A 12,517-nucleotide genomic window follows, 5' to 3' on the forward strand; every position below is an offset into this window, starting at 1 on the left:
ATATGATCGAAAACAAAAAGAAGCCGAACCCGATCGACATTCATGTCGGTAGTCGGATTCGTCTTCGCCGCACGATGCTTGGCATGAGCCAGGAGAAGCTCGGCGAAAGTCTGGGGATCACTTTTCAGCAGATCCAGAAGTATGAGAAGGGCACGAATCGCGTCGGCGCGAGCCGGTTGCAGAACATTTCGGGCATCCTGAATGTTCCGGTTTCCTTCTTCTTCGAAGATGCCCCGGGTGATAGCGGTACCGGTCAGCCCGGCATGGCAGAAGCGTCCAGTTCCAACTACGTTGTCGATTTCCTGTCGTCCTCCGAGGGGCTGCAACTCAACCGCGCTTTCGTCAAGATCACCGATCCGAAGGTTCGCCGCCGGCTTGTCGATCTGGTCAAGGCTCTCGCTGCGGAAGCAGAAAGCGAATAGTTCCAACGTTCCCCGTCGGGACTTGAAAACAAAGCGGCCTTTGTGCCGCTTTTTTCATGCGCGCTTTTCTCCGGGCGCGCCAAAGTGATTGGCCCTGATGGTGATATAAAGATATATTTATGTCGTTGTGCGCTTGTTTTTCGGGCGCAAAACCACTAACACCATGCCAGCGCTTTTTCTTCATTGAGGGGACTTCCCGCATGCGTGCAAACTACCTGTTCACGAGTGAATCTGTAGCCGAAGGTCATCCGGACAAGGTGTGTGACCGTATCTCCGACGAGATCGTGGATCTGGTCTACCGCGAAGCGGCCAAGACCGGTGTCGACCCGTGGGGCGTTCGCATCGCCTGCGAAACCCTGGCGACCACCAACCGCGTCGTCATCGCCGGCGAAGTGCGCCTGCCGCCGAGCCTTCTGAAGAAGGACAAGGACGGCAACGACGTCATCAACCCCTCGAAGTTCAAGTCCGCCGCCCGCAAGGCGATCCGCGAGATCGGCTATGAGCAGGACGGCTTCCACTGGAAGACGGCCAAGATCGACGTGCTTCTGCACTTCCAGTCCGCCCACATCGCTCAGGGCGTCGACAGCGCTGCCGACATGCAGGGCGAAGAGGGTGCCGGCGACCAGGGCATCATGTTCGGCTACGCCTGCCGCGAGACCGCCGAACTTATGCCGGCGCCGATCTACTACTCGCACCGCATCCTCAATCTGCTCGCCGCCGCCCGCAAGAAGGGCGAAGGCGAAGTCGCCAAGCTCGGTCCGGACGCCAAGAGCCAGGTCACCGTGCGCTACGTCGATGGCAAGCCGGCGGAAGTCACCTCGATCGTTCTGTCGACGCAGCATCTCGATGACACCTGGGATTCGGCCAAGGTTCGCTCGGTTGTCGAGCCCTATATCCGCGAAGCGCTCGATGATCTGAAGATCGCCGACGATTGCACCTGGTACATCAACCCGACTGGCAAGTTCGTCATCGGTGGCCCGGACGGCGACGCCGGCCTCACCGGCCGCAAGATCATCGTCGACACCTATGGTGGTGCTGCGCCCCATGGCGGCGGCGCCTTCTCGGGCAAGGACACGACCAAGGTCGACCGTTCGGCTGCCTATGCCGCGCGCTACCTGGCAAAGAACGTCGTAGCCGCCGGTCTTGCCGATCGTTGCACGATCCAGCTCTCCTACGCCATCGGCGTTGCCCAGCCGCTGTCGATCTATGTCGACCTGCACGGTACCGGCAAGGTCTCGGAAGACCAGGTCGAGCAGGCCATCCGCAAGACGATGGACCTGTCGCCGTCTGGCATTCGCCGTCACCTCGACCTCAACAAGCCGATCTACGCCAAGACGTCTGCCTACGGCCACTTCGGCCGCAAGGCTGGCCGCGACGGTTCCTTCTCCTGGGAGAAGCTCGATCTGGTGAAGCCGCTGAAGGCGGCGATCGAGCAGAGCGGTGCCGTCAACGGCCGGGCAGCCGCGTAATCCTGCGATTGGCGTGGCGTGTAACGCCGCGCATTGAAGATAGCGCAGCGGCCTGCTATCAGGCGCTTGCGAAATTCAGGGCGGGCGCTCCGGCAAGGAGCGCCCGCTTCGTTCATTTTGATTTTGGGTCGGCTTGATCCGGGATCAGCGTGACCAAGGGACAAACGACATGACCGAACCGCGCCGTGCCAGAGCAACCGAGGCCTTTTTCGGCCGCCGCAAGGGCAAGCCGCTGCGCGAGCGGCAGGCGGCGCATCTGGAAACCGTGCTGCCGACGCTGAAGCTCGATCTGTCGAGCCCGGCTCCGGCGGAACTGAAGACGTTGTTTCCTCAGGGCGTCGATCGCATCCGGCTGGAAATCGGCTTCGGCGGCGGCGAACATCTGATCCACCGCGCCGCCGAGACGCCTTCGACAGGCTTTATCGGCGTCGAACCCTTCGTCAATTCCATGGCCAAGCTCGTCGGCCACATCGAGGCTCGCGGTGTCAGCAACATCCGCCTTTATGACGACGACGCCACCCAGGTTCTCGACTGGCTGCCGGCCGCTTCCGTCGACCAGATCGACCTGCTCTATCCGGACCCGTGGCCGAAGCGCAAACACTGGAAGCGCCGCTTCGTCTCCAAGGTCAATCTCGACCGCTTTGCGCGCGTGCTGAAGCCGGGCGGGCTTTTCTGCTTCGCCTCGGATATCGACACCTATGTCAATTGGACGCTGTTGCATTGCCGCGATCACGCGGCCTTCGAATGGACGGCGGAGAAGGCAGCCGACTGGCTGACGCCGTACGAGGGGTGGCCGAGCACACGCTACGAGGCCAAGGCACGCCGGGAAGGCCGGAGCTCCGCCTATCTCACTTTCCGCCGAGCCTAGCAATTCCAGGAAAAGTGCGAAGCGGTTTTCCGCCCGGAATTGCGGCACTCCAAAATCAATTCCAGGAAAAGTGCGAAGCGGTTTTCCGTCCGGAATTGTGTCGCTTCACAGTCAATTCCAGGAAAAGTGCGAAGCGGTTTTCCGTCTGGAATTGCGTCGTTCAATGCAGAGCGGCGGCTTCAATTCAGTCCCATAGATCTACCGTCAGCGACGGCAGCCTGATCAATGCAGGGTGACCGTCTTCAGGTCATCCTCGGCGGCCTTGAAGAAGGTGCTGGAACGATTGTCGGTCAGGAGGATCGGCGTGCCGTCGGCGCCGAACAGGGCCCAGAGATCGATGCCCGGTCCCATCTCGGGTGCTTCCGGGAAGCAGCGCGAGACTTCTTCCGAACGCATTTTCCGGATGTAGCCGATTTCGCCTTCGCCGAGATGTGCGAGGTCGTTCTTCGACAGTGACGAGCTGACAGCTTTCAGTCCCATGGTGATACTCCGTGGTCGCCGGCCAGGGGAAAATCCCGCCGGTTATCCTACTCTGGGACTGAAATGTTAATTTTCTTTACCATACGCACCGGTTCGGGGCGGACGAGGTCGACGGAGAGCAAGCCGTTGCGCAGCTCGGCGCCGAGAACTTTCATGCCATCGGCGAGAACGAAGGTGCGTTGAAACTGGCGCGCAGCGATACCGCGGTGCAGGTACTCGCGATCGCCGTTGTCGACCTGGCGGCCGCGGATGACGAGCTGATTCTCTTCGGTGGTCACTTCGAGGTCTTCTTCAGAAAACCCGGCCACGGCAAGCGTGATTCTGAGCCGCTCGGGTGCGTCAACGGCGGCATCGCCGCGGATTCGCTCGATGTTGTAGGGCGGGTATCCGTCATTGCCCTTGGCGATGCGCTCAAGGGTCTTTTCCATTGTGTCGAAACCCAGCAGAAGCGGGCTCGTAAAGGGCGTAATTCGGCTCATTCTTCAAGTCCTTGCGAGATCAAGCGACCGATGTTCGGACCTGCCCAGCAGCATCCTTGCCGCAATATGGTAGCTGTGCGCAATGAGTGCAAGCCGCTTGCCTCGGACGTGCACGCAAATCATAGTCCGCTCTCGCAGAATCCAAGAGTGGGACGAGGAGGGCGCATGCGACGCTACCCGTATCCGCTCCGGTGCATTGAAATCGATCGCGCCTGGCTTTGGGTCGGGTCGACCCAGCCAAACGTGATCCAGGGAGGACGAGAGAGTGCCCGTGCCCAGAAAGATAATCATAGACACCGATCCCGGGCAGGACGATGCCGCCGCCATCATGCTCGCTTTCGGCAGTCCGGAAGAGATCGACCTGCTCGGCATCACCACGGTCGCCGGCAACGTGCCGCTGACCTTGACGGCCCGCAATGCGCGCATTCTCTGCGAGCTCTGCGACCGGCCGAAGGTTCGGGTTTTTTCCGGCGCCGACAAGCCGATCGCCCGTCCGCTGGTCACCGCCGAGCACGTGCACGGCAAGACCGGCCTCGACGGACCGACGCTCGATGAGCCCAGGATGAAACTCGAGGAGCAGCACGCGGTCGACTTCATCGTCGAAACACTCCGCAACGAGGCAGAGGGCTCGGTGACGCTCTGCACGCTGGGACCGCTCACCAACATCGCGCTCGCGCTCCAGAAGGCGCCTGAGATTGCGCCGCGGGTGAAGGAACTGGTGATGATGGGCGGCGGCTTCTTCGAAGGCGGCAACATCACGCCGGCGGCCGAGTTCAACATCTATGTCGATCCGGAAGCCGCCGATATCGTCTTCCGCTCGGGCATTCCGATCGTGATGATGCCGCTCGACGTCACCCATCGCGTGCTCACCCACAAGGCGCGGGTGCAGAAGATCCGCGACATCGGCAGCCGCCCGGCGATCGCCATGGCCGAGATGCTCGAATTCTTCGAACGCTTCGACATCGAGAAATACGGCACCGATGGCGGCCCGCTGCACGACCCGACGGTCATCGCCTATCTGCTGCGCCCCGAGCTTTTCACCGGTCGGGATTGCAACGTCGAGATCGAAACCAAGTCGCCGCTGACGGCGGGCATGACGGTTGTCGACTGGTGGCAGGTCACCGGCCGGCCGCACAATGCCAAGGTCATGCGCTTCGTCGACGACCAGGGCTTTTTCGATTTGTTGACCGAGCGCCTGTCGCGCATCTGAGCCTACGCTCGATCATCATGCTTCAAACAAAAACGGCGCCCCGAGAGGCGCCGTTTCTTTTCTCGATCTGTTGATCAGAACTCTTCCCAATTGTCCTGGGCAAGCGCGTTGGCGCCCGAGGTCTGGGTGAGCACCCGCTGCGTTGAAGCCGAGTAGCTGCTTCGTGCCGGGCTTGCTGCCGGAGCCGGCCGCGCCTCGCGGGCAGGTGCCGGTGCCGGGCGTTCGGCCGCACGCATGCGTTCGGCGGTGCCACGCAGCATCTCCGACGAGGTAGGCTGGGCCGACGTCGAGGACTGGGCGACGCGGAAGCGGGCAACCAGGGCGTTGAGCGTGCGGGCCTCTTCGTTGAGCGCCATGCCGGCGGCCGTCGTCTCCTCGACCATGGCGGCGTTCTGCTGGGTCACCTGGTCCATCTGGTTGACGGCCGAGTTGATCTCCTTGAGGCCGACGGCCTGCTCGGAGGCCGAGCTCGAGATCTGGCGGATGAGGCCGTTGATCTGCACCACCTGCTCGGCGATCTTTTCGAGCGCGCCGCCCGCCTTGCCGACGAGGTCGACACCTTCGCGCACCTGGCCGGCCGAAGTGTTGATCAGCGTCTTGATCTCCTTGGCGGCATTGGCGGAGCGCTGGGCAAGCTCGCGTACTTCCTGGGCGACGACGGCAAAACCCTTGCCGGCTTCGCCCGCGCGGGCCGCTTCGACGCCGGCGTTGAGCGCCAGAAGGTTGGTCTGGAAGGCGATTTCGTCGATGACGCCGATGATGCGGCTGACCTCGTGCGACGACTGCTCGATGCCCTTCATCGCGGCGATGGCCTTCTGTACCACTTCGCCCGACTGTCCGGCATCGCTGCTGGCCACTTCCACCGACTTCGCGGCGACCTTGGCGTTTTCGGCGCTGGCGTTGACCTGCGAGGTCAGCTCGTCGAGGGCTGCTGCCGTTTCTTCGAGGCTCGCCGCCTGCTGTTCGGTGCGGTGCGACAGGTCGTTGGCGGCGCTGCTGATTTCGCTCGTGCCGTTGCCGATGTTGACGACCGAATGGTTGACGGTGCGGATCGTCGCTTCGAGGCTTTCCATCGTCGCGTTGAAGTCGCGCTTGAGCTGGGCATATTCGCCCGGGAACTCGTCGGTGATGCGGAAGGCGAGATCGCCGGACGAGAGATGGGACAGGCCCTTGCCGAGGCGGGCGACGATGTCGCGCTGCAAGGCGCTGCTCTCGGCACGCTCGGTTTCCGACCGGCCGCGTTCGCGCTCGGCCTGTTCGCGCTCATGGCGGGCTTCGCCTTCCAGGCGCTTGGTGTCGGCAAGCTGGTGGCGGAAGCCCTCGAGTGCCTTGGCGACTTCGCCGGTTTCGTCGGAGCGATCCTGGCCGGCGATCGCCTTGGTATAGTCGCCGTGGCTGAGTCCTTTGACGTCGTTCACGAGGGCGGCGAGAGGCTTCTGCACGAAGCCGCGGACGGCGAGATAGAGACCGAGCAGAACGGCGCCGAGCACGACCAGGCCGCCGACGATCATCATGTAGGTCTGGTCCTTGACCGGGGCATTGATCGCGGCGCGCGGCACGTCGACGAGCACGACCCAGCTGGTGTTCACGCCCGAAAGCGCGAAGGGATAGACGAGGCGGTCGAAGGGTTCGTTGCCGTCATAGGAAAGGTTGGAAATGACGCCAGGCTTGCCGGAATCAAGCGCATTCTTGACGATGTCGTTGCCTTCGCCGTCATAGGCTTTGAGCAGCAGTTCCGGGATCGGCGCGACGAGCCACTTGCCGCTCTGCGACAGCAGGTAGACGCGGCCGGTTTCGAACGGCTTCAACTTCGCCAGACCCTCGGCCAGCGAGGCGAGTGAAATGTCGACGCCGGAGACGCCGATCAGCTTGCCGCTTGACATAACGGGATAGGCGATCGAGCTCATCGCGGTCGGAATGTCGGTACCCTCGGCAGTATAGGGCTGGGTGATCGCGCCCTTGCCGCTCTTTGCCGCGAGCGCATACCACTCCGCCGGATAATCGGCCTTGAAGGTGGAGTACTGGATTTCGTTGTTCCGGGTCTTCGACCAGTAGGGCGTGAAGATGCCGAGCTCGTTGCCGCCCAGTTCCTTATTGTTGACAACATCTTCCTGGCGGCCGTCGAAGGCCTTGGGCTCTTCCGCGAACCAGCTGCCGAAGGCGAAGGGGTTCTGCTCGAGGTTCGCCCTCAGGATATTGATCACCCCGGTGCGCTCCATCGACTTTTCCGCATGTGCCCGGCCGAGAACGCCGGCCATCGAGCGGGCAGCGCTCGCAAGCTCGCCGACGTCGCCGGCGATGTCGGAGGCGATCGCGCGGGCTTCACCGTTTGCCTGTTCAAGGACCAGCGTTTCGACGCGATCCTGGGTCTGGGAGATGAGAACGAAATTCGAGGCGAGCAGGACAAGTGCAATCGTGCCGCCTGTCACCGCGATCAGTTTGGTCGCCAGCGATTTGGCTTGGAACTTGAACATGAAATCCTCACGTGCTGGGAGGTCCGCCGGCTCTCGCCTGCGGTGGACGCATTTCGCAATGGGGGTGAACTCCATCATGGAGCGTCAGATGCCGACCGGCATGTTGGAGGCAACCGGATCGCTTCGACCGGCCTTCTCAGGCTCCTGAATAGACTGGAGATTCTTAAAATAGGCCCAACGCGGACGCTGTTTTACCTGTTGCTTTGATAAAATTGCGCGCGGAGTTTTATCTCCGCGACATCGGCTGTCCGGATTGCGCAAGCGGAGATTTTGAGACGGTTGGAAACGCGCGGCGGCAGAGAGCCGGCAAGAAAAATGCGGGCGATCTCCGCCCGCACCAGATGCCCTTTGGCCTATCACGGGTCGGTCCGACCCAAGGTTGTCGCGATCTAGATACGCGACGCCACTTCCGAGGAAAGCGGGATCGAGGGCTGGGCGCCGCTCTTCAGGCAGGCGAGCGAGCCGGCGACGGCTGCACGGCGCAGCGCATCGGGAAAGGCAATGCCGGCGTCGAGGCTGGCGGCAAGATAGCCGCAGAAGGTGTCGCCGGCGCCGACGGTATCGACCGGTTCGATCTTCAGGCCCTTGGCACGCTGGATCTCGCCTTCGTGCACGGCGACGACGCCTTCGGCGCCGAGCGTGACGATGACCGTCTGGCCGGTCTCGGCGTGAAGCGCCTTCATCGCGTCTTCGCGTTCCGCGCTGCTGATGCCGCTCCTGCCGGCAAGCAGCTCGAATTCGGTCTCATTGGCAATGACGATATCGGCCATGCGCCCGAGGCGAGCCGCATCCGCGGTCAACGGCGCGATGTTGATGACAGACCGGACGCCCTTCTGCTTGGCTATATTGAGCGCCTTCTCGACGGAGGCTGCCGGAATTTCGAGCTGCAGCATCAGCGTGTCGCCGGGCTTCATGCCGTCGACGGCTTTCACCGCATCGGCCTCATTGACAGTCGCATTGGCACTGGCGACGACGACGATGACGTTTTCGCCGTCACCGCCGACCAAGATATGCGCGGTGCCGGTTGGCTCTTCCACCGTCTTGGTCAGGGAGAGGTCGGTGCCAGCACCCTTCAGCAGTTCCAGCGCGCCATCGGCAAAACTGTCCTTGCCCACAGCACCAGCCATCTTAACTGTCGCTCCGGCACGTCGCGCGGCAAGCGCCTGGTTTGCGCCCTTGCCGCCGGCGGCGGTCGAAAAACCAGTTCCGGCAACGGTCTCGCCCGGCTTCGGAAGGCGTGCGGTCGTGGCGATCAGGTCCATGTTGATGGACCCAAAAACAGTGATCATGTGAAAATTTCCCGTCGGATTGCAAAGTGGGCCGGAGAGTGCCCGACAGCCTCAGTCCTCGTCAACCACCCGCAGGCGCAATTGCCCGACGCGGTTGTCGACGGCGGCACGCGGATCGCTTGCTTCTTGCGTCCCGCCTTCGGCTTGAAGTTCGAGCGCCTCGATCTTGGCGCCGCGCCGCGTGAGCTTGCTGGACGAAATCAGAATATCCTCGACGTCCTTCTGGCTCATGGCGAAATGGCCCTGAAGCTTGCGCACGCGCTCGTCGAGACGGCTGAGGTCCTCCATCAGCCTGGCTACTTCACCCTGGATCAGATGCGCCTGCTCGCGCATGCGCGCATCCTTGAGGATCGCCTGGATCACCTGGATCGACAAGAGCAGCAGCGACGGCGAGACGATGACGATCCGCTGGCGATGCGCCTTCTGCACGATCGCTTCGAAATGCTCGTGGATTTCGGCGAAGATCGATTCCGATGGCACGAAGAGGAAGGCGGTGTCCTGTGTCTCTCCGGGGATCAGGTATTTGCTGGCGATATCGCGCACATGGGTTTCCATGTCGCGGCGGAAGAGTTGCGCGATCTGTTGGCGGCGTTCCGCATTCGGGGCATCCCGCATCGCGTTCCAGGCTTCCAGCGGAAATTTCGCGTCGATGACGAGCGCCGGCTGGCCGTTCGGCATGCGGATGGTGCAATCGGGTCGTGCGCCGTTCGACAGCGTCGTCTGAAATTCAAAGGCGCCCATCGGCAGCCCATCGGCGATGATCGCCTCCATGCGTGACTGGCCGAAGGCGCCGCGCGTCTGCTTGTTTGAAAGGATCGCCTGCAACCCGGCCATGTCCTTGGCCAGCGACTGGATGTTGTTCTGGGCATTGTCGATGACCGCCAGGCGCTCCTGCAGCCGCCTGAGGTTTTCGTGCGTCGCCTTGGTCTGTTCGGTGATCGATGCGCCGATGCGGTGGGTCATGCCGTCGATGCGCTGGCTGAGCGTCTGGTTGAGCTCCGCCTGCCGCGCGCCGAAAACCTCGGCCATGGCGGCGACCCGCCCTTGCATCTCCGTCTGGGCCGCAAGCAGCATCGCCATCTGTTCCTGCCGTTCTTCGTCGCGAGTGTCCCGCCGCCGCGAAAACGCCATCAGAAGAGCAACGACGACGACAAGGCCGGCGGCAATCGCGAGATGGCCGAGAGTGATCGGCAAGGGACCGACGAAAAACAGCGGTTGGGCGAAGGAAAGGGGTGCAGGTTCCATGCGCTAAACCTAACAGATTCTTTGGTTATGGGTAGATCAAAACAAGAACATTCACATCGTGCGGTTAACGCGGGCCGATGCGGGAAGGGCGGCTGAGGGTGGCAAGGCAATTTTCTTGCACGCTGATGGAAAGATCGGCTATGGGAGCAGCATGACGATCAAGCCGCTTATCATCCTTCCCGATCCTGTGCTCCGCCAGGTTTCCACGCCGATCGAAACCATCGACGCGGACATCCGCCGTCTGGCCGACGATATGCTCGAAACCATGTATGACGCGCCCGGCATCGGCCTTGCCGCGATCCAGATCGGCGTTGCCAAACGCATGCTGGTGCTCGATGTTTCGAAAGAAGGCGACGACAAGACCCCGCTCGTTTTCATCAATCCCGAGATCGTTGCTTCGTCCGATGAGCGCTCGGTCTACGAGGAAGGCTGCCTGTCGATCCCAGACTTTTACGCCGAGGTCGAGCGCCCCGCGGCGATCACCGTCAAGCATCTCGACCGTGACGGCAAGGAACAGATGATCGAGGCCGATGGCCTGCTCGCCACCTGCCTGCAGCATGAGATCGATCACCTGAACGGCGTGCTGTTCATCGATCACATCTCCAAGCTCAAGCGCGACATGGTGATCCGCAAGTTCACCAAGGCCGCCAAGACGCGCGGTGCGAAGGCGATCTGACGTCGACCACGCAAGCGGTCGCGAACAGATCGCGCGAAGGGCACGATTTGAGGGCGGGAACCCATTGAACAATTCCAGGAAAAGCGTGAAACGGTTTTCCGCCTGGAATTGTCCTGTTTCAGAGAATGAGATCATTTCGCCGTTTCCCCGCATGAAGTGATCTGAAAGGACGGAGTTACCGCCTTGTCACTTCGCATCATCTTCATGGGTACGCCGGAATTTTCGGTGCCGACGCTGGCGGCGCTTGCCGAGGCTGGTCACCAGATCGTTGCCGCCTATACACAGCCTCCGCGACCGGGCGGCCGCCGCGGGCTCGACCTGCAGAAGTCGCCGGTCCATCAGGCGGCCGAGCTGCTCGGCATCCCCGTGCTGACGCCGGTCAACTTCAAGGACGAGCCGGATCGCCAGACCTTCCGCGACTTCGACGCCGATGTCGCCGTCGTCGTCGCCTATGGCCTGCTTCTGCCCGAGGCGATCCTCACCGGCACCAAATACGGCTGCTACAACGGCCATGCTTCGCTGCTGCCGCGCTGGCGGGGTGCTGCCCCCATCCAGCGCGCCATCATGGCCGGCGATCATGAGACCGGCATGATGGTGATGAAGATGGACAAGGGGCTCGATACCGGCCCCGTCGCCCTCACCAAGGCCGTCCAGATCGGTGAGACGATGACGGCGGGCGAATTGCACGACCGGCTGATGCAGGTCGGTGCGACGCTGATGAAAGAGGCGATGGCCAAGCTTGCGGCCGGCGATCTGCCGCTGACCGCGCAGCCCGACGAGGGCGTCGTCTATGCGGCGAAGATCAGCAAGGCGGAAACCCGCATCGACTTTGCCCGCAGCGCTCGCGAGGTGCATGATCATATTCGCGGCCTGTCGCCATTCCCGGGTGCGTGGTTCGAGCTCGAAATCGCCGGCAAGCCGGAACGTATCAAGGTTCTGAATTCCGAGCCGGCATCGGGTGCCGGCGAGCCCGGCACGGTACTTGACGACAATCTCACGATTGCCTGCGCCGAGGGTGCGGTCCGGCCCACGCGCCTGCAGCGCGCCGGCGGCAAGGCGCTCGGCGCCGCCGACTTCCTGCGCGGAACGCCGGTCGCGTCCGGCACGAGGGTCGGCTGATGCCGCGGTTCAAGCTGACCGTCGAATATGACGGCTCCGACTATGTCGGCTGGCAGCGGCAGGACAACGGCCAATCCGTGCAAGGGGCCATCGAAAAGGCGGTGCTGTCCTTGACCGGCGAGACCGTTTCGATCCGCGGCGCCGGCCGTACCGACTCCGGCGTGCACGCCAGTGGCCAGGTCATGCATGTCGATCTGACGCGCCCGTGGAAGCCCTATACGCTGCGCAACGCGCTGAACGCGCATCTGGGGCTTGCGGGTGAGCGTGTGGCGATCCTCGAAGCCGAGGAAGTGTCGCCGGAGTTCGACGCTCGTTTCTCGGCGCTGCGCCGGCACTATCTCTACCGCATCATCTCCCGGCCGGCGCCTCTGGCGCTGGAAGCCAGGCGCGCCTGGTGGGTGCCGAAGCCGCTCGACCACGCGGCGATGCACGAAGGCGCGCAACGTCTCGTCGGCCATCACGATTTTACGACCTTCCGCTCGGCCCATTGCCAGGCAACGAGCCCGGTGCGCACCCTCGATCGGCTGGATGTCGCGCTCGTCGCCGGTGTCATCGAAATCCGCGCCACGGCCCAGAGTTTCCTGCACAATCAGATCCGGTCTTTTGCCGGTTCGTTGAAGCTGGTGGGCGAGGGGAAGTGGACGCCGGACGACCTGCAGGCCGCACTCGAAGCGCGTGACCGCAAGGCTTGCGGCCCCGTGGCTCCGCCCGATGGGCTTTATTTCCTGCAAGTGGATTATTGACGGTCGGTCGATCCCGGGCTCCAAAGCGTGTCTCGATCTTTCA

At 62.6% G+C, this 12,517-nt stretch carries 12 protein-coding genes; 7 read left to right on the forward strand and 5 right to left on the reverse strand.

Translation table 11 applies throughout. From position 1 onward, the window contains the following. Positions 1 to 2: 2 nt before the first annotated feature. The 3 genes from ACTJKM_RS16705 to trmB all read left to right on the forward strand — a co-directional run bounded on the left by ACTJKM_RS16705 (position 3) and on the right by trmB (position 2,759). Positions 3 to 422 carry a helix-turn-helix domain-containing protein gene (locus ACTJKM_RS16705; protein ID WP_057248021.1) on the forward strand — a complete coding sequence of 140 codons (420 nt, stop codon included), beginning with the start codon at positions 3 to 5 and terminating at the stop codon, positions 420 to 422. Between the two features lie 200 nt (positions 423 to 622). Further along, a complete protein-coding gene (metK, locus tag ACTJKM_RS16710; RefSeq protein WP_057248022.1) occupies positions 623 to 1,891 on the forward strand; it encodes a methionine adenosyltransferase in 1,269 nt (422 codons plus the stop codon). Between the two features lie 169 nt (positions 1,892 to 2,060). After that, on the forward strand, positions 2,061 to 2,759 hold the full coding sequence (gene trmB / locus ACTJKM_RS16715) for a tRNA (guanine(46)-N(7))-methyltransferase TrmB (RefSeq protein WP_057248023.1): 699 nt from the start codon (positions 2,061 to 2,063) through the stop codon (positions 2,757 to 2,759). Positions 2,760 to 2,981: 222 nt separating this feature from the next. On the opposite strand, the gene ACTJKM_RS16720 is transcribed toward trmB, so the two are convergent. Then, on the reverse strand, positions 2,982 to 3,239 hold the full coding sequence (locus ACTJKM_RS16720) for a DUF1150 family protein (RefSeq protein WP_057248024.1): 258 nt from the start codon (positions 3,237 to 3,239) through the stop codon (positions 2,982 to 2,984). 47 nt (positions 3,240 to 3,286) lie between these two features. Continuing rightward, positions 3,287 to 3,718 carry an Hsp20 family protein gene (locus ACTJKM_RS16725; RefSeq protein ID WP_057248025.1) on the reverse strand — a complete coding sequence of 144 codons (432 nt, stop codon included), beginning with the start codon at positions 3,716 to 3,718 and terminating at the stop codon, positions 3,287 to 3,289. 265 nt (positions 3,719 to 3,983) lie between these two features. Here ACTJKM_RS16725 and ACTJKM_RS16730 point away from each other — a divergent pair, with 265 nt between their 5' ends. Next, positions 3,984 to 4,928: a nucleoside hydrolase gene (locus ACTJKM_RS16730; RefSeq protein WP_057248026.1), complete on the forward strand. Its 945-nt coding sequence runs from the start codon at positions 3,984 to 3,986 to the stop codon at positions 4,926 to 4,928. 74 nt (positions 4,929 to 5,002) lie between these two features. On the opposite strand, the gene ACTJKM_RS16735 is transcribed toward ACTJKM_RS16730, so the two are convergent. The 3 genes from ACTJKM_RS16735 to ACTJKM_RS16745 form a co-directional block, all read right to left on the reverse strand. After that, complete coding sequence (locus ACTJKM_RS16735) at positions 5,003 to 7,402, reverse strand: methyl-accepting chemotaxis protein (RefSeq protein WP_058329091.1); 2,400 nt, start codon at positions 7,400 to 7,402, stop codon at positions 5,003 to 5,005. Positions 7,403 to 7,791: 389 nt separating this feature from the next. After that, positions 7,792 to 8,691, reverse strand: coding sequence for a ribokinase (locus ACTJKM_RS16740; RefSeq protein WP_058329090.1), 900 nt, complete (start codon positions 8,689 to 8,691; stop codon positions 7,792 to 7,794). Positions 8,692 to 8,742: 51 nt separating this feature from the next. Continuing rightward, positions 8,743 to 9,936, reverse strand: a complete 1,194-nt coding sequence (locus tag ACTJKM_RS16745; RefSeq protein WP_440660653.1) for a DNA recombination protein RmuC — start codon at positions 9,934 to 9,936, stop codon at positions 8,743 to 8,745. Positions 9,937 to 10,087: 151 nt separating this feature from the next. Here ACTJKM_RS16745 and def point away from each other — a divergent pair, with 151 nt between their 5' ends. The 3 genes from def to truA all read left to right on the forward strand — a co-directional run bounded on the left by def (position 10,088) and on the right by truA (position 12,474). Then, complete coding sequence (gene def, locus ACTJKM_RS16750; protein WP_058329133.1) at positions 10,088 to 10,612, forward strand: peptide deformylase; 525 nt, start codon at positions 10,088 to 10,090, stop codon at positions 10,610 to 10,612. 183 nt (positions 10,613 to 10,795) lie between these two features. After that, positions 10,796 to 11,731 carry a methionyl-tRNA formyltransferase gene (gene fmt, locus ACTJKM_RS16755; protein WP_440660654.1) on the forward strand — a complete coding sequence of 312 codons (936 nt, stop codon included), beginning with the start codon at positions 10,796 to 10,798 and terminating at the stop codon, positions 11,729 to 11,731. Then, on the forward strand, positions 11,731 to 12,474 hold the full coding sequence (gene truA, locus ACTJKM_RS16760; protein WP_112994126.1) for a tRNA pseudouridine(38-40) synthase TruA: 744 nt from the start codon (positions 11,731 to 11,733) through the stop codon (positions 12,472 to 12,474). Before fmt ends, truA begins: the two co-directional genes overlap by 1 nt. Positions 12,475 to 12,517 lie beyond the last annotated feature (43 nt).

Source organism: Ensifer sp. 22460, from assembly GCF_052044935.1.
In the GTDB taxonomy this organism is placed as follows: Bacteria; Pseudomonadota; Alphaproteobacteria; order Rhizobiales; family Rhizobiaceae; genus Ensifer.